The 16,371-nt window shown below is 69.0% G+C and carries 14 protein-coding genes and 2 tRNA genes; 9 read left to right on the forward strand and 7 right to left on the reverse strand.

All coding sequences use genetic code 11. The annotated features are described in order from the left end of the window. Positions 1-134 precede the first annotated feature (134 nt). From hadC to G6N61_RS13910, 6 genes are all read right to left on the reverse strand, one after another. Positions 135-659, reverse strand: a complete 525-nt coding sequence (gene hadC, locus G6N61_RS13885) for a (3R)-hydroxyacyl-ACP dehydratase subunit HadC (RefSeq protein WP_163919057.1) — start codon at positions 657-659, stop codon at positions 135-137. Positions 660-661: 2 nt separating this feature from the next. Next, complete coding sequence (hadB, locus tag G6N61_RS13890; RefSeq protein WP_163919058.1) at positions 662-1,090, reverse strand: (3R)-hydroxyacyl-ACP dehydratase subunit HadB; 429 nt, start codon at positions 1,088-1,090, stop codon at positions 662-664. After that, a complete protein-coding gene (gene hadA / locus G6N61_RS13895; protein WP_163919059.1) occupies positions 1,077-1,556 on the reverse strand; it encodes a (3R)-hydroxyacyl-ACP dehydratase subunit HadA in 480 nt (159 codons plus the stop codon). The genes hadB and hadA overlap by 14 nt, the downstream gene beginning before the upstream one ends. A 51-nt stretch (positions 1,557-1,607) precedes the next feature. Beyond that, entirely contained in the window at positions 1,608-1,775 is a 168-nt protein-coding gene (gene rpmG, locus G6N61_RS13900) for a 50S ribosomal protein L33 (RefSeq protein ID WP_023985310.1), read from the reverse strand. A 61-nt stretch (positions 1,776-1,836) separates the two neighbouring features. Beyond that, positions 1,837-1,910 (reverse strand) — tRNA-Met (locus G6N61_RS13905). A 49-nt stretch (positions 1,911-1,959) separates the two neighbouring features. Continuing rightward, positions 1,960-2,032 (reverse strand) — tRNA-Thr (locus tag G6N61_RS13910). 167 nt (positions 2,033-2,199) lie between these two features. On the opposite strand from G6N61_RS13910, the gene G6N61_RS13915 reads away from it, so the two are divergent. The 5 genes from G6N61_RS13915 to G6N61_RS13935 all read left to right on the forward strand — a co-directional run bounded on the left by G6N61_RS13915 (position 2,200) and on the right by G6N61_RS13935 (position 6,417). Continuing rightward, complete coding sequence (locus tag G6N61_RS13915) at positions 2,200-2,940, forward strand: MBL fold metallo-hydrolase (RefSeq protein WP_163919060.1); 741 nt, start codon at positions 2,200-2,202, stop codon at positions 2,938-2,940. A 101-nt stretch (positions 2,941-3,041) separates the two neighbouring features. Beyond that, positions 3,042-3,527: a hypothetical protein gene (locus G6N61_RS13920; RefSeq protein WP_163919061.1), complete on the forward strand. Its 486-nt coding sequence runs from the start codon at positions 3,042-3,044 to the stop codon at positions 3,525-3,527. Positions 3,528-3,679: 152 nt separating this feature from the next. After that, a complete protein-coding gene (locus G6N61_RS13925) occupies positions 3,680-4,672 on the forward strand; it encodes a phospholipase effector Tle1 domain-containing protein (RefSeq protein WP_163919062.1) in 993 nt (330 codons plus the stop codon). A 128-nt stretch (positions 4,673-4,800) separates the two neighbouring features. Further along, positions 4,801-5,628: a DUF8453 domain-containing protein gene (locus G6N61_RS13930; RefSeq protein WP_163919063.1), complete on the forward strand. Its 828-nt coding sequence runs from the start codon at positions 4,801-4,803 to the stop codon at positions 5,626-5,628. A 72-nt stretch (positions 5,629-5,700) separates the two neighbouring features. Further along, complete coding sequence (locus tag G6N61_RS13935; protein WP_163919064.1) at positions 5,701-6,417, forward strand: crotonase/enoyl-CoA hydratase family protein; 717 nt, start codon at positions 5,701-5,703, stop codon at positions 6,415-6,417. 221 nt (positions 6,418-6,638) lie between these two features. Here the strand turns inward: G6N61_RS13935 and G6N61_RS13940 are convergent, their stop codons facing one another. Continuing rightward, a complete protein-coding gene (locus G6N61_RS13940; RefSeq protein WP_163919065.1) occupies positions 6,639-7,238 on the reverse strand; it encodes an HD domain-containing protein in 600 nt (199 codons plus the stop codon). Positions 7,239-7,355: 117 nt separating this feature from the next. Here G6N61_RS13940 and recC point away from each other — a divergent pair, with 117 nt between their 5' ends. From recC to G6N61_RS13960, 4 genes are read left to right on the forward strand one after another with little or no spacing between them, the layout of a single operon-like run. Then, positions 7,356-10,649 carry an exodeoxyribonuclease V subunit gamma gene (gene recC, locus G6N61_RS13945; RefSeq protein WP_163919066.1) on the forward strand — a complete coding sequence of 1,098 codons (3,294 nt, stop codon included), beginning with the start codon at positions 7,356-7,358 and terminating at the stop codon, positions 10,647-10,649. Next, positions 10,646-13,993, forward strand: a complete 3,348-nt coding sequence (locus G6N61_RS13950) for a UvrD-helicase domain-containing protein (RefSeq protein WP_163919067.1) — start codon at positions 10,646-10,648, stop codon at positions 13,991-13,993. The genes recC and G6N61_RS13950 overlap by 4 nt, the downstream gene beginning before the upstream one ends. Beyond that, positions 13,990-15,720 carry an exodeoxyribonuclease V subunit alpha gene (gene recD / locus G6N61_RS13955; protein WP_163919068.1) on the forward strand — a complete coding sequence of 577 codons (1,731 nt, stop codon included), beginning with the start codon at positions 13,990-13,992 and terminating at the stop codon, positions 15,718-15,720. The genes G6N61_RS13950 and recD overlap by 4 nt, the downstream gene beginning before the upstream one ends. Continuing rightward, positions 15,717-16,370 carry a L,D-transpeptidase family protein gene (locus G6N61_RS13960; RefSeq protein ID WP_163919069.1) on the forward strand — a complete coding sequence of 218 codons (654 nt, stop codon included), beginning with the start codon at positions 15,717-15,719 and terminating at the stop codon, positions 16,368-16,370. The genes recD and G6N61_RS13960 overlap by 4 nt, the downstream gene beginning before the upstream one ends. Position 16,371: the final 1 nt, after the last annotated feature.

Genomic DNA, 16,371 nt, shown 5'->3' on the forward strand with positions numbered 1-16,371 from the left:
TGGCAGGCCAACCGGCGTCCGTGGTCTCACACAATTCGCGCGCTCCCCGATCGGTCGATACGCGACCGGCGGACAGCGCGCTGGATTGGGCTAAACCCCGAGGACCGAGTGTACATCGGCCCATCTACGACTTACTAATCCGCTTTCGGCGCGCTCGTGGCCGCGGTGCGGATGACCTGGCCGGACTCCGCGTCCCACTTCATCGACACCGAGTTGTCACCCTCGTGGCCCATCAGCGTGGTGAAGGCCTCCATGACCACCGTGCCGTCGGGGTCGGCGCAAACGTTGCGAGTCACCACGATGTCGGCGCCGAACCGCTCGTCGACCGACTCGATGTACATGGTTCCGGTCAGAGCGTCACCGACCTTGATCGGCCGGTGGAACAGGAACTTCTGGTCGACCTGCAGGATCTGCATCGTCTCCAGCCCGACGTCGACGTGCTGGAAGAAGTGGTTCTGGATCATGATCGCGAAGATCGACGCGAACGTGAGTGGCGCGATCAGGGTGTCGTGCCCCATGTCTGCCGCAGCGGCCTCGTCGACCGACGCGGGGTCGTTGGCCTTGACGGCTCTCGCGTACTGGCGGACCTGCTCGCGCCCGACGACGAACGTGTCGGGGTACTTCCACACCATGCCTCGGATGTCGGTCTTCAGAGCCATGACTACGCCAGCTTCGCCGTGGCCACCGCGCGACCGAAGATCTTCTTGCCACCCGTGGTGGCCGAGATCGCGATCGAGATCGACTTGGACTCCGGGTCGACGGACTTCACCCGGCCGTTGAAGACGATCTCCGCGCCGACGCCGTCGTTTGGGACGGGTACGACTGCGGTGAAGCGGACGTTGTACTCGGTGACCGCGGCGGGGTCTCCGACCCACGAGGTGACGTACCCGCCACCGAGGCCCATGGTGAGCATGCCGTGGGCGATCGCAGTGTCGAGGCCGACCTGCTTGGCGATCTCGTCGTCCCAGTGGATGGGGTTCAGGTCACCGGACACGCCGGCGTAGTTCACCAGGTCCCCACGGGTCAGCGGTATCACCCGCTCGGGGAGCTGGTCGCCCACCTTCACCGAATCGAACTCACGCAGCGCCATCGTCGAAACCCTCTTCTCCCGTTTCCCCAGAACGACCCGCGAGGGTCGTATAAGACTCCTGCACGGCGTCTCCCGCCTCGTTCGTGATGACGCACTTCAGCACGATGAGGTCCGTACCGTGCGCCTGACGAACGGCGTGCACCGAGACGTCGCAGTACAACTTGTCGCCCGCGTAGATCGGCCGCAGGAACTTGAACTCCTGGTCGACCTGGACGATCTTGGCGTCCTTGATCCCGATGTTGGCGTCGGCGAAGAACGCCGTCTGCGCCGTGTAGCCGAAGACCGAGATGAAGGTCAGCGGCGCGGGGATCGCAGTGTGGCCGAGTTCGGCCGCGGCAGCCTCGTCGTGGAACGCCTGATCGTCGTTCTTGACGGCGATCGCGTATTCACGAACCTTCTCGCGCCCCACCACGTAGTGGTCGGGGTACCGGAAGCGCTTCCCGACGATGCTCGAAGACAAAGCCACAGTTAGTGAACCTAACCGGTCAAACCCTGGGCTCGGCCCATGGGTCGACCGTCAGCGCGATTCCTTGTGCGGCTGGTGGTGACCGCAGTTCGGGCAGAACTTCTTGATCTCGAGCCGGTCGGGGTCGTTCCGACGGTTCTTCTTGGTGATGTAGTTACGGTGCTTGCACACCTCGCAGGCCAAGGTGATCTTGGGCCGTACGTCGGTACTCGACGCCACGTCAGTGCCTCTTTCGATGTCTTTAGTTCAATGGTGCTCGATGAAACCCAGTCACTACTTGTAGCGGTGGGGGGACTCGATCCCCCGACCTCACGATTATGAGTCGTGCGCTCTAACCAGCTGAGCTACACCGCCATGCCAGGCCGACTGACCAGCCAAGCTCCGCTCGCCCGGTGTCCCGCCGAGCCCCCTAACGGAATCGAACCGTTGACCTTTTCCTTACCATGGAAACGCTCTACCGACTGAGCTAAGGGGGCGTGACCTACGGCGTGGATCGAGTCCATGTCGAGGGCCTTAAAGAGGGTACAGTCTCGCCGATTCGCTCGCCAAACCGCCGATCGTTACCCCACCTCGCGGCGGTGCCGAAGACATCAACAGCGGGCGCCCCGCATTGGTTCCCGACGCCCGGCAATAGTCTGTCGGCATGGCGAATCCAGGGGTCCCGAGTCCCGCCGGCGACGACCGTCTGTACTTCCGGCAGCTGCTGTCCGGACGCGACTTCGCGGCCGGCGACACGATCGCCCAGCAGATGCGGAACTTCTCGTACCTCATCGGTGACCGCGACACCGGCGAGTGCCTCGTGATCGACCCGGCCTACGCGGCCAACGAGCTGGCCGACATCGCCGAGAGCGACGGGATGCGACTGTCCGGCGTCCTGGTCACCCACCATCACCCCGACCACGTCGGCGGGTCGATGATGGGCTTCGAGTTGAAGGGCCTGGCCGAACTGCTGGAGCGCGTCGAACTGCCAGTCCACGTCAACACCCACGAGGCGGACTGGGTGTCACGCATCACCGGCATCCCGCTCGGCGACCTCACCGCTCACGAACACGGCGACAAGGTGGCCATCGGCGACGTCGAGATCGAACTGCTGCACACCCCCGGTCACACTCCCGGCAGCCAGTGCTTCCTGCTCGACCGAAGGCTCATCGCGGGCGACACCCTCTTCCTCGAGGGCTGCGGCCGCACCGACTTCCCCGGCGGCAACGTCGACGACATGTTCCGCAGCCTTCAGGCACTGGCCAAGCTGCCTGGCGACCCGACCGTGTTCCCCGGCCACTGGTATTCAGCCGAGCCGAGCGCGGCACTGTCCGACGTGCGGCAGACGAACTACGTCTACCGCGCCACCAACCTCGACCAATGGCGTGCCGTGATGGGCGCCTGACGCCTCGCCCCGGCCTGCTCGTGAATGGCCGCCCGTCAGACCCTGCGCTAGTGTCCCGATTCGCAGCGTCTTGACAGACGCGTGACGGGGAGGACCCTGCGATGACGACACCGCCGACGCCCGCCGGCCGGCATCCCGAACCCGACGACTCGGAGTCGACCGGGCGCGCGGCGCACCCCGCGGAGCCCGAGCGGTTCGAACTACCCACGTTCGAGACGTTCGAGACACCACCGTTCGAGTCCATCTCCTCAGGCTCGTTCGAGACACCACCCGCGCCGCCGCCGTCCCCGGAGGTGATCGGCGAACCACCGGCACCGGCCGCGCCCGAGCCGCCGTCGGTACTGGAACCCACTGAGCCGCCGGCGTTCACCAATCCGCCACCCGTCGACCAGGCGACGCACGCGGCCTACGGGCAGTCGAATCAACAACCCCAGGTCTCGTGGCACGACCCGGTAGAGAGTCCGGCGCCCGCAGTGCCGAACGCCCCCACGAGTCCAGGAGCCGGCCGGGCCCGGCTCCTCTGGCTGGGCACCGCGGCCCTCCTGCTCTTGATCCTCGCCGTGGTGCTGTACCTCGTCCTGACCTAACTGGCGACGGATTCCGTTTCATCTCCTGCTTCGGAGGCAGGATTCCGTCGTGATAAGACGGTTTGATCGTCCAATTCGCCTGACAAGTGGATCTCAGTCCAGCAGAATGGTTTTCCGGCGGATTGAGAACTCGTGGTCATCCGGGGGTAGCGATGAAGAACGTCGTGCTGTGCTTCGATCACGTTCGCGAGCCATCGGATGCACGCTCGGCGTCCAACGCGACGGCGCTGTTTGGCCTGTTGGATCAATCCCCCGATCAACTCTGCTGGTATTGCGCCGAAGCGGTGACCCGCCACTGTGCGGGCGCACGCGTCGATGAGCGCGCCGCACTTGATGGTGCGTACGCCTTCCTGCGTCGACACTGGCAGCCTGGCGATCGCATCTTCGTGTTCGGCGCGGGACGAGGCGGCTACTGCGCCGAGGCGCTCGTCCGGCTCCTTAACACGGTCGGCGTCCTGCCAAGTGATCTCGACGACCTCGTCGACTTCTGCGTCGGCGCCTACTCCAGCCCCCGGACCGTCCGAAGTGGTGCGCAATGGCAGGCGGTGCGCGACGTCGTCGCAGCGTTGGTCGGCGGCGAATCATGCGAGGCGCCCGCGTACCTCGGCCTGTGGGACGCCGCCCGGCCGGTCACGATGCCCGCACCGCCAGCCGAGCCTCTCGTCGTGGCGTCAGGCCGGCTCGCGCTGGCGGCCGACGGTGCACCATCGCTGGTGCGACGGCCGTTGCCCGTCCGAGCGGACGGCATCGAGGAAGCATGGTTCCGTGGCGACCATTGCGACGTCGCAGGTGGTCCGGGCGCATGTGTTGGGTTGCGGCGCATCGCCTTCGACTGGGTCGCCGACGGCGCGAAGACCGCGGGGCTGCGACTCCGTGCAGGCACCGGGCATGAGGTGCCCCAACACGCCGATGCTCTGGCAGGCAGCGCCCGCGGCTTACCGCTGCGGGGCGTCCCCTCGGGCGCGAAGGTGCATGCGAGTGTCGAGGTGTACCTGCAGGCGCACCCCGCGTATTGGCGTCGGCTCCCCGCATCGGTCGTGTGGACCGACCGCGACTGGCTCTCGCGAGGCGAACGCCTGGTGGCGCGGACCGAGGGAGCGCCTGTCAGCGTCCCTGAAAACGAAATGGCGTCTGCCACCGCCTAGGCCCCACCCATGGCGCGAGCGAGTCCGCCTCGCAGCAAACTCCGTCGCCATCAATTTACGAAGCCGCCAGCGAAGCAGTAGTGTCCTGGGCGAACTCCAAGATCACGCGACGGCAATGGGGACTGACGATGACCATCAGTTGGGCTGACGTAACCAGCCTGGGATCGCAGGGGTGGCTCGCCGTCGCCGCGTGGGCAGCACTGCTGTTCGGCGTCGCAGTCGTGATCTACGCACATCGGCAACTCAAGGCGAATCGGCAGCTCAGGACCGAACAGCTGCGCCCACAGGTGGCCATGTTCATGGAGCCGCACCCCTCCGACTGGCACGTGATCGAGCTGGTGGTCCGCAACTTCGGACAGACTGCTGCTCACGACGTCCGCTTCGACTTCGCCCACCATCCGACGGTCGCGGTGTACGAGGACCACCCCCACGACGGACGGCCCGACGTCACCGAACTGGATCTGCCCAGCGAACTGCCACTTCTCGCACCCGGGCAGGAATGGCGAACGGTGTGGGATTCGGCGATCAGCCGCGAGGAACTCGGCGGCTCCATCCGGTCACGCTTCGACGGCGCGGTGACGTACTCGGACCGGCCGCGTCCGGACGGCGGCAAGAAGTCGCGGGCGTGGAGGACACGGCAGACGTTCGAATCGAAGGTCTGCCTGGACTGGGCGACCCTGCAGCCCGTACAGCGCCTCGAACTGCTCACGTCCCACGACCTGGCGAAGCGGGAGAAGCAGAAGCTCGAACTGCTGCGCAACGTGCTGACCTACTTTCACTACGCGTCGAAGGAAACTCGGCCCGACGTGTTCCGCGCCGAGATCGAACGGATGAAGCAGGCGGTGGAAGAGACGCAAGACCGTTGGCGCACAACGCAGCTCGACAAGACGACTGAACTCGACTTCCCGTGGATCAACAAGGGCGACGCCGGCCGACACCGGGTGAACGCACGCTGAGCGCTGCCCCCGATCGACGGCCACGGCGCCTCAGTAACATCGGCGGCGAACATCCACGAGCAGGGAGAGTCGATGAGCACCCCGGTCACGTATGAGCGCACCGAATCCGTAGCGACGATCACGCTCGACGACGGCAAGGTCAACGTGCTGTCCCCCACGATGCAACAGCACGTGAACGAGGCACTCGACCGTGCCGAGAAGGCAGCGGCGGACGGCGAGATCAAGGCGATCGTCATCGCTGGGAACTCGCGGGTACTCAGCGCCGGCTTCGACCTGTCGGTGTTCAACTCGGGTGACGCGGCCGCCGCGCTGGGCATGCTGTCCGGCGGGTTCGAGTTGTCGATCCGGCTGCTGACGTTCCCTGTGCCCGTCGTCATCGCGGCCACCGGCCCCGCCATCGCCATGGGCTCCTTCCTGCTGCTCAGCGGTGACCACCGGATCGGATCGCCGCGGTCCCGCTGCCAAGCCAACGAAGTCGCCATCGGCATGGTGCTGCCCATCTCGGCCATCGAGATCATGCGGATGCGGCTGACGCGGGCCGCGTTTCAGCGTGCGGTGGCACTGGCCACCACGTTCTCCGGTGACACCGCCGTGGCCGCCGGGTGGCTCGACGAGATCGTCGACGAAGGCAACGTGTTGTCGCGTGCCCAGGAGGTCGCGGCCGAGTTCGCCGCCACCCTGCACGTCAAGGCGCATCGAGCCAGCAAGCTCAAGGCCCGCGATGAGGCGCTCAAGGCCATCCGCGCCGGCATCGAAGGTCTGCCCACTGAGTTCGCCAGCGGCAACTGAATCCGCCGCGCGGCGCTCGTCGTCGATGAGTGAGATAGGTCGCAACGAGGTATTTGCGGCCCCGTCAGCGGTTATCCCACTCCCAGCGGAAGCACAGGTATGTTGCGCTTGCTGACGTGAGGTGATGGCTGAGGCAACACCCTTGTTCACTGTCGGGGGAGGCAGTGGCAGGGCTCGCCATCACCGAACCGCCGCGACTAGACCGAACGCCGCAGGCCGCGCTACGCCTCTGCGGCGTTGATCAACTCCTCGAGTTCGTCGAGCACTCGCTCGAGTTCGGCGACCAGCCAGGTGTCGTCCGCCCGCTGATAAATGTTCAGCGGCGACCGGTAGTACCAGAGGTGCTCCTTGGGGTCGTTCTGACTGAAGCGATCCCAGAGCGCCGGGCCGTCGGTGCGGTAGTCGCGCAGGATGGCGCGAGCATTGTCGAGCTTGTCGGCGAGCGAGACGAGGATCGTCTCCTTCGACGCGTACACCAGATGGTCGACGTACTGCTGCTTGCGCTGCTTCCAGGGCGGCTTGGGCACCTGGTCGGTGTCGCTGCACTCCTCGACGATGCGGGCCACGCCGTCGCCGAACCGCTCCCGGATGACGGCAAGCGTCGGGGCGCCGCCCTGGTCCTCGACCGCGTCGTGCAGCAGCCCGGCAATTGCCTGATCCTCCGTGCCACCGCCCTCGATCACCAGACTCGCCACCGACAGCAGGTGACCGACATACGGGATGCCGCTGCCCTTGCGCTCCTGCGTGCGGTGCAGAGCCGAGGCGTATGCGAGCGCCTCGTCGAATCGGGTGGTCAGCTTTCCCGCGGTCTCCGTTGCCATGTGGCTCCCTGTCTCTAGTCGTCCGGCACACCCTCACTGTGGCACGGCGGTACGACAGCACGGTCGGCCCACCTAATTCGGTGCTGGCCGTCGGGCCCAGGTCCTAGGGTGGAGTCGATGGGACTTCACCTCCACCGTGCCGAGCGCACCGACGCGCTCGCTGCGGGCCTCGGTGACCTCCTCGCCGACCCGCTGCCCGATCCGTTCGCGACCGAGCTGGTGCTCGTCCCCGCCCGCGGGGTCGAACGCTGGTTGTCGCAACGGTTGTCGCACGTTCTCGGCCGCGGCGACGGCAGCGACGGCGTGTGCGCGGGCGTCGAGTTCCGCAACCCCCGCTCGCTGATCGCCGAACTGACCGGGACCGCCGACGACGACCCTTGGTCGCCCGACGCGATGGTGTGGCCGCTGCTCGAGGTGGTCGACGCCAACCTCGACGAGCCGTGGTGCCGCGCGCTGGCACTGCACCTCGGCCACTTCGAGGACGGCGAAGCCGAGAAGGAGCTGCGTCTAGGCCGCCGGTACGCGGTGGCGCGGCGCATCGCTGGGCTGTTCGCCTCCTACGCCCGGCAGCGCCCCAGGCTGCTCGTGGACTGGCTCGACGGCGTTCCCGGCGACCTTCCCGTCGACCTCGACTGGCAACCGCCGCTGTGGCGTGAGCTGGCGGCCCGCATCCCGGCCGACCCGCCGTACGTCCGGCACCGCGCCACCGTCGTCGGCCTGACTCGAGCAGCCAACCCAGCTCTGCCGCAACGACTCTCGATGTTCGGCCACACCCGTCTGCCCGCCACCGAGATCGAACTGATCACCGCGCTGGCCACCCACCACGACCTCCACCTCTGGCTGCCCCACCCCAGCGACCAGCTGTGGCAGGCGCTGAGCGGTGTGCACGGCGCAGTGCCCCGCCTCGCCGACGAGAGCCATCGCGCCGTCGGCCACCCGCTCCTCGCCACGCTCGGTCGCGACCTGCGAGAGCTGCAGCGCAGCCTGCCCGACGACGTCGCCACCGACGAGCACCTGCCCGGCACCGCCCACGGCGACCACCTGCTCGGGTGGCTGCAAGCCGACATCGCCGCGAATGCCGTTGCACCGCAGGGCCGCACGCACACCGGCGCCGACCGGTCGGTCCAGGTGCACGCGTGCCACGGCCCCGCGCGCCAAGTCGACGTCCTACGCGAGGTGCTGCTCGGACTGCTCGCCGACGACCCGACCCTGGAGCCCCGCGACATCCTGGTGATGTGCCCGGACATCGACACCTACGCGCCGCTCATCAACGCGGACTTCGGTCTCGGCGACGTGCTGCCCGGCGTGCACCCCGCACACAAGCTGCGGATGCGGCTGGCCGACCGTGCGCTGGTGCAGACCAACCCACTGCTCGGCGTCGCCACGCAGCTGCTGAGCCTCGCGGGCAGCCGGGTGACGGCCAGCGAGGTGCTCAACTTCGCGCAGTCCGCTCCGGTGCGGGCCCGGTTCGACTTCACCGACGACGACCTCGAGGACGTCACCCGATGGGTGCGCCAAGCCAACATCCGGTGGGGCTTCGACCAAGAGCACCGCAAGCCCTACGGCGTCGACTTCGTACACAACACATGGCGTTTCGGCATCGACCGGGTGCTCACCGGCGTCGCCATGTCCGACGATGCGCACGCCTGGATCGACTCGACGCTGCCGCTCGACGACGTCAGCAGCAATCGCGTCGAACTCGCCGGACGCTTCGCCGAGTTCGTCGACCGGCTCCGCCGCACCGTGGACGCGCTGGACAACGCTCAGCCGCTGCGCGACTGGCTGACCTCGATGTCGGAGAGCATCGGCCTGCTGACCCGCACCACCGACGCCGACGCGTGGCAGGTCGGGCAGATGGAGCGCGAGTTCGCCGACGTGCTGGCGGCCGCCGGTGCGCGCGGAGACACCGTGCTGCGACTACCCGACGTCAAGGCGCTGCTCGAGCGACGCCTGGCCGGGCGGCCCACCCGCGCGAACTTCCGCACCGGCACGCTGACCGTGTGCACGATGGTCCCGATGCGGTCGGTGCCGCATCGCGTGGTGTGCCTCGTCGGCCTCGACGACGGCGTGTTCCCGCGCCGCGGCATCATCGACGGCGACGACGTGCTCGGCCGCGACCCAATGACCGGTGAGCGCGACTCCCGCTCGGAGGACCGCCAGCTGCTGCTCGACGCCATCGGCGCGGCCACCGAAAAGCTGGTGATCACCTACACCGGCGCCGACGCGAAGTCGGGTCAGCAGCGGCCGCCCGCCGTTCCGCTCGCCGAGCTGCTCGACGCGCTGGACCGCACCACGCCCGAGCCGGTTCGCGACCACATCCTCGTCCGGCATCCGCTGCAGCCGTTCAACGTTCGCAACGTCGAGCCGGGCAGGCTGGTGCCCGAGGTACCGTTCACGTTCGACCCCACCGTGTTGCGCGCGGCCCGCGCCGGAGCGGGTGACCGCGCCGCGCGCGACCCGTTCGTCAGCGGCCCGCTGCCGGCGCCCCCGCCGTCGGACGTGGAACTCGCCGAGCTGATCGCGTTCTTCCGCGACCCGGTCAAGGGCTTCTTCCGCGAGCTGCAGTACACGCTGCCGTGGGACGTCGACGGCGTCGACGACGAGATGCCCGTCGACATCGACGCGCTCGAGGAGTGGAGCGTCGGCGACCGGATGCTCGCCGACATGCTGGGCGGTATGACGCCCGAGGACGCGCGCGACGCGGAGTGGCGGCGGGGCACGCTGCCACCCGGCCGGCTGGGCTGGCGCAAGGCCACCGAACTGCGCGACCAGGCGCACCTGCTGGCCGCGGCGGCCATGCGCTACCGCAACACGACTGTCCGGGCCTTCGACGTGGACGTCGACCTGGGCGGCGGCCGACGGCTGACCGGGACGGTGTCCCCGGTGTTCGGCGACCGGATGGTGTCGGTCACGTACTCCAAGCTGGCGGGCAAGCACCTGCTGGGAACGTGGATCCCGTTGCTGGCGTTATACGCTCGCGATCCCTCGACGGAGTGGTCGTCGGTGTGCATCGGGCGTCGGAGGCGCGGGACCACCCCCGAGGAGGAGGGGCTCGGCCGTCCCGACGACTCCCCCGTCGACCTGCTGCGGGATCTGGTGCGGATATACGACGCGGGCAGGCGCGAGCCGCTGCCGCTGCCCATCAAGACGTCGTACGCGTGGGCCAGCGCTCGGCACACCGGCGACGACCCGGAGACTGCGGCGAGCTACAAGTGGCGATCGAACAAGTTCCCCGGCGAGGAGGAGGACCCGGCTCAGGTGCGTGCCTGGGGGAAGGGCACCTGGCTCAAGCACCTGATGCAGCCGCTGCGTCCGGGTGAGGAATACGAGGGCGAGACCAACCGCCTCGGCGCCTACTCCAGCCGCCTGTGGTTGCCGATGCTGCGCGCCGGTCAGGATCCCACCCGATGAAGCCCTTCGACCTGTGCGGAGCGTTGCCGCCCGAGAACGCCACCACCGTGCTGGAGGCCAGCGCGGGCACTGGCAAGACGTTCGCGCTGGCGGGTCTGGTCACCCGCTACGTCGCCGAGGGCGTCGCGACGCTCGACCAGATGCTGCTCATCACATTCGGTCGGGCCGCGACCCAGGAGCTGCGCGATCGGGTACGTCGCCAGATGGCTGATGCCGCAGCGGCATTCGACGACCCGTCGCTGATCGGTGACAACCTGCTCGTCGCCCACCTGGTGAACGGCACCACCGAGGAGCGCACTGAGCGCCGGCAGCGGCTGCGGGATGCGCTGGCCTCGTTCGACTCCGCGACGATCGCGACCACCCACCAGTTCTGCCAGCTGGTGCTGCGCTCGCTCGGCGTGGCCGGCGACTCCGACACCGCGGTGACGCTGGTGGAGAGCCTCACCGACCTGGTGACCGAGGTCGTCGACGACCTCTACCTGGCGCACTTCGGACAGGAGCGCGAGGATCCGGCGCTCACGTACGCCGACGCGCTGAGCCTGGCGCGCGAGGTAGTGCGCAACCCGGCGACGGAGCTTCGGCCGCTGGATCCCGAGCCGGGCTCGCGTGCCGAGACCTGCATCCGGTTCGCCACGGACGTGCTGACGGAGATGGAGATCCGCAAGCGGCGCATGGCCATCCTCGGCTACGACGACCTGCTGACCCGGCTGGCGAACGCACTCGATGCGCCCGACTCCCCCGCCCGCACCCGGATGCACCAGCGCTGGCCGATCGTCATGGTCGACGAGTTCCAGGACACTGACCTCGTGCAGTGGCAGGTGATTGACCGGGCATTCAGCGGACGATCGACGCTGATCCTGATCGGCGACCCGAAGCAGGCCATCTACGCGTTCCGCGGTGGCGACATCGTCACCTACCTCAGCGCGGCGCAGAGCGCGGGCGCTCAGATGACGCTGGCGACCAACTGGCGCAGCGACGCCGCACTCGTCGACCGGTTGCAGGCCGTCCTGAAAGGCGCCCAGCTCGGCGACCCGCGCATCGTCGTGCACGAGATCGAGGCCGCCCATCGGGGCACCCGGCTGGCCGGTGCGCCGTTTCCCGACCCGTTCCGCGTCCGCGTCGTGCAGCGAACGACGTTTGGCAAGAGGGGAACTCAGAACGTTCCCATCGACGACATCCGCAGGCACATCGGTCGCGACCTGGCCAACGACGTTGCCACTCTGCTCGCGAGCGGGGCCACGTTCGGCGGCCGCCGGATCGAGGCGCGCGACGTCGCGGTCATCGTCGAGAAGCACAAGGACGCGCGGATCTGTCAGAACGCGTTGGCGGCCGCGGGCATTCCGTGCGTCTACACCGGCGACTCCGACATCTTCGAGTCCTCCGCGGCCGAGGACTGGCTCGCACTGCTGGAGGCGTTCGACCAGCCGCACCGGCCTGGTGTCGTGCGGGCCGCGGCCGCGACCGTCTTCTTCGGCCACACCGCCGAATCGCTGGTCGCCGGTGGCGACGAGTTGACCGATGAGCTGTCGGAGACGTTGCGCGAGTGGGCCGGTCACGCCCGCGAGCGCGGGGTCGCGGCCATCTTCGAGGCGGCGCAGCTGCGCGGGATGGCCGACCGCGTGCTGTCCTGGCCCGACGGCGAGCGGCACATGACCGACCTCGCGCACGTGACCGAGATGCTGCAGGACGTCGCCCACCGCGAGCGCTACACCCTGCCCGCGCTTCGGGACTGGCTGCGCGCCGAACGCGACGAGCGCGGTGACGGTCGCACCGAACGCAATCGCAGGCTCGACAGTGACGTGGCCGCGGTGCAGATCATGACCGTCTGGGTCAGCAAGGGCCTGCAGTACCCGATCGTGTACCTGCCGTTCGCGTTCAACCGGTGGGTGCCCGAGGACGAGAACGTCCTGTACCACGAGGGCGACGTGCGGTGCCTGTACGTCGGCGGCAAGGACGGGCCCGACTACCACGCCGTCGCCAAGCAGGGTCGCGCCGAGAACGCCGGGGACGACAGCAGATTGACCTACGTCGCGCTGACCCGGGCGCAGGCGCAGGTGGTGGCATGGTGGGCGCCGGCGCGCGACGAACCCACCGGCGGGCTGTCCCGCATCCTGCGGGGCCGTGCCCCCGGCGAGGCGGCGGTGCCCGACGTCTGCGTCCCCAGCAAGACCAACGACGACGACGCCTGGGCGCGCCTGCAGGCGTGGGCCGATGCGGGCGGACCCGTCCTCGAGCAGTCGGTGCTGACTCCCGCGCCGAAGGCACCGGTGCCGCAGCGGCCCACCGATCTCGGCGCCAGGCACTTCCACCGCGGCATCGACACGTCGTGGCGGCGCACGTCGTACTCCGGGCTCATTCGAGTCACCGAGACCTCGAACGTCAGTAGCGAGCCCGAGGTCGCGGAGTTGGACGACGAGGCGTCCGCCGAGATCCCGTTGGCCCTGCCGCCCGCCGGGCCCTCGATGCCGTCGCCGATGGCCGACCTGCCGACGGGCGCGAGGTTCGGCACCCTGGTGCACTCGGTGCTGGAGACCGCCGATCCGATGGCGACTGATCTCGGCGCCGAACTCGCGGTTCGGATCCGCGAGCACCTGGTGTGGTGGCCGGTCGACGTGCCACCCGATGACCTGGCCGCTGCTCTGGTACCGATGCACGACACTCCGCTGGGACCGCTGGCGAACGATCTGACGCTGCGCGAGATCGGACTGCCGGACAGGTTGCGCGAGTTGGACTTCGAGTTTCCGCTCGCCGGCGGCGATCTGCGCGCGGACGCGCCCGACGTCCGGCTGCGCGACGTGGGGCGGCTGCTCACCGAGCACCTGCCGGCCGACGACCCGATGGCGTCCTACGCCGGGCGGCTGACCAGCGAGCCGCTGGCCGGCCAGACCCTGCGCGGGTACCTGAGCGGTCAGATCGACGCCGTACTGCGCGTGCCCAACACACTTCCCGGGTCGCTTCGCTCCTGCCCGCCGGATCCCGAACACACCGGGCACCGCTACGTCGTCGTCGACTACAAGACCAACTGGCTCGGCGACGGTGACGAACCGCTGACCGCCGCCGACTACGACCGACCGCGCTTGATCGAAGCAATGCTGCACTCCGACTATCCGCTGCAGGCGCTGTTGTACAGCGTTGTGCTGCATCGGTTCCTGCGATGGCGGCAGCGCGGCTACGAACCGGAGCGGCACCTCGGCGGCATCCTCTACCTGTACGTCCGTGGGATGTGCGGCCCGGAGACGCCGGTGGTCGACGGTCACCGGGCCGGGGTGTTCGACTGGCAGCCGCCCGCCGCGCTGATCGTGGCGATGTCGGATCTGCTCGACACGGGGAGGGCGGTGGCATGACGGTCGTCGACGAGGCGCACTGGCGGCGCGCGGCCGGGGCGACCGGGCTGCTGCGCGAGTTCAACGACGCCGGCGTGCTCGACGCCTCCGACGTGCTGGTCGCGCAGCGGGTGACCGCGCTCGGCGGCGAGTCCGACGAGCGGGTGGCGCTGGCGGTCGCACTGACCGTGCGGGCGCTGCGTGGCGGATCGGTGTGCCTGGAGCTGGCCGGCGTCTCCGAACAGGTCGACGTGCCCGACCTGGCGTGGCCCGACGCCGTCGGATGGGTGGACGCCGTGCGCACGAGCCCGCTGGTCGACACGCCGCCGCACGTGTTGCGGATGCGCGGCGACGCCATCTACCTCGACCGGTACTGGCGCGAGGAGCAGCAGGTGGCCGACGACCTCCTCGCGATGGTGTCGGCCGATCCGATGACGACCGCCGCCACCGACGTCGACAGGCTGTTCCCGCCGGACTACGCCGAACAGCGCGCCGCCGCCGAACTCGCTCTGCGGCAACGCCTCACGGTCATCACCGGCGGCCCTGGCACCGGCAAGACGACGACGGTCGCGCGGCTGCTGGCCCTGCTGGCCGGTCACGCGCATGCCTCGGGTGCGCCGCCGCTGCGCATCGCGCTGGCAGCGCCGACCGGGAAGGCCGCCGCGCGTCTGCAGGAGGCCGTCCAGTCCGAGATCGACCAACTCGACCTCGTGGACCAGCGCCGCATCGCGGGACTGCAGGCCACCACGATGCACCGGCTGCTCGGCAGCAGGCCCGACAACTCGTCGCGGTTCCGCCACCACCGCGGCAACCGGCTGCCGCACGACGTGGTGGTCGTCGACGAGACGTCGATGGTGTCGCTGACGATGATGGCGCGGCTGCTCGAGGCGGTGCGTCCGGAGGCGCGGCTGCTGCTGGTGGGCGACCCGGACCAGCTGGCGTCGGTGGACGCAGGTGCCGTGCTGGCCGACCTCGTCGACGGACTCGGGGAACGCGGCGACGTCCGCATCGCTGAGCTGAAGACCCCGCACCGGTTCGGCGCGGCGATCGGCGCGCTGGCCACCGCGATCCGCGACGGCGATGCGGATGCGGCGATCGAGGTGCTGCACACGGGCGGCGACCACGTCGAGTGGATCGACGCCGACGATCCGACCCCGGCACTGCGTGCGGTGCTGCTGCCGCCGGCCATGGACCTGAGGCGGGCAGCGATCCTGCGCGACGCCAAGGCTGCGCTCGCGACGCTCGACGCGCACCGCCTCCTGTGCGCGCACCGACGCGGCCCGCACGGGGTTGCGCACTGGAACCGTCAGGTCGAGCGCTGGCTGACCGACGCGACGGGTGAGCCGATCTGGACGGCCTGGTACGCGGGGCGACCGATTCTCGTCACGGCCAACGACTACGGGCTGCAGCTGTACAACGGCGACGTCGGGGTGACACTGGTAGACGACGCCGGGCTGCGCGCGGTCGTCGCGGGCAGCGGTGCGACCGTCTCGCTGGCGACGAGCCGACTGGCCGACGTCGAGACGATGCATGCGATGACGATCCACAAGAGCCAGGGTTCGCAGGCGCGCGAGGTGACGGTGCTGATGCCGCCGGTCGACTCGCGGTTGCTCACCCGTGAGCTGTTCTACACCGCGGTGACGCGAGCGAAGGAGAAGGTGCGGGTGGTTGGCTCGGCTGACGAAGTGCGCGAGGCGATTTCACGACGGGCGGTCCGCGCGACCGGGTTGGCGTCGAGGCTGCGATGAGAGTCGTCGCGCTGCTCGTGGCGGTCGCACTCACCGCGGCCGAGGCACCGTCGGCGTACGGCGAGCCGATGGCCACCCCGGCCGAGCAGCTCATCGTCGTCACCGCACCCACCGCGGACTCCGAGGTCGGTCGCCTCGCCGCCTACGAGCGCACCGGGTCGGAGTGGACGCTGGTGCGCGGGCCGATGGACGCCGACCTCGGCGAACTCGGGGTGGGCGCTCCCGCCGACGACGTCTTCCGCACCCCGACGGGCACGTACCCGCTGGGCATGGCGTTCGGTCGCGAACCCAATCCCGGCACGTCGTTGCCCTATACGCAGGTGACCAAGGACGACTGGTGGGACGAGGACGTCGACTCCCCCACCTACAACACGCTGGTTCAGTCGCCCACCAAACCGTCCGAGGACGCGGAAAATCTATACACCTCCGGGGAGATGTACGACTACGCCGTACTCGTCGAGCACAACCCGCAGCGCGTCCCTGGCCGGTCGGCGGGAATCTTCCTGCACGTCACCGACGGCGACCCGACGTGGGGCTGCATCGCCGTCGAGCGCGACGAGATGCGGTCGCTGCTGCAGTGGTTGACGCCGTCGGCCAACCCCCGGATCACGATCGGCGTCGGTCCGGAGCCGGTGCCGCCCGCCGAGTAGG

It is taken from the genome of Mycolicibacterium arabiense, from assembly GCF_010731815.2.
GTDB lineage: Bacteria > Actinomycetota > Actinomycetes > Mycobacteriales > Mycobacteriaceae > Mycobacterium > Mycobacterium arabiense.

What these genes read in the sequence shown, in the direction of transcription:
- recD (WP_163919068.1), top strand. Translation starts at nt 13,990, where the DNA reads ATGACGGTCGTCGACGAGGCGCACTGGCGGCGCGCGGCCGGGGCGACC.
- recC (WP_163919066.1), top strand. Translation starts at nt 7,356, where the DNA reads ATGGGACTTCACCTCCACCGTGCCGAGCGCACCGACGCGCTCGCTGCG.
- G6N61_RS13930 (WP_163919063.1), top strand. Translation starts at nt 4,801, where the DNA reads ATGACCATCAGTTGGGCTGACGTAACCAGCCTGGGATCGCAGGGGTGG.
- G6N61_RS13960 (WP_163919069.1), top strand. Translation starts at nt 15,717, where the DNA reads ATGAGAGTCGTCGCGCTGCTCGTGGCGGTCGCACTCACCGCGGCCGAG.
- G6N61_RS13940 (WP_163919065.1), bottom strand. Translation starts at nt 7,238, where the DNA reads ATGGCAACGGAGACCGCGGGAAAGCTGACCACCCGATTCGACGAGGCG.
- G6N61_RS13950 (WP_163919067.1), top strand. Translation starts at nt 10,646, where the DNA reads ATGAAGCCCTTCGACCTGTGCGGAGCGTTGCCGCCCGAGAACGCCACC.
- G6N61_RS13920 (WP_163919061.1), top strand. Translation starts at nt 3,042, where the DNA reads ATGACGACACCGCCGACGCCCGCCGGCCGGCATCCCGAACCCGACGAC.
- G6N61_RS13925 (WP_163919062.1), top strand. Translation starts at nt 3,680, where the DNA reads ATGAAGAACGTCGTGCTGTGCTTCGATCACGTTCGCGAGCCATCGGAT.
- G6N61_RS13915 (WP_163919060.1), top strand. Translation starts at nt 2,200, where the DNA reads ATGGCGAATCCAGGGGTCCCGAGTCCCGCCGGCGACGACCGTCTGTAC.
- hadB (WP_163919058.1), bottom strand. Translation starts at nt 1,090, where the DNA reads ATGGCGCTGCGTGAGTTCGATTCGGTGAAGGTGGGCGACCAGCTCCCC.
- G6N61_RS13935 (WP_163919064.1), top strand. Translation starts at nt 5,701, where the DNA reads ATGAGCACCCCGGTCACGTATGAGCGCACCGAATCCGTAGCGACGATC.
- hadC (WP_163919057.1), bottom strand. Translation starts at nt 659, where the DNA reads ATGGCTCTGAAGACCGACATCCGAGGCATGGTGTGGAAGTACCCCGAC.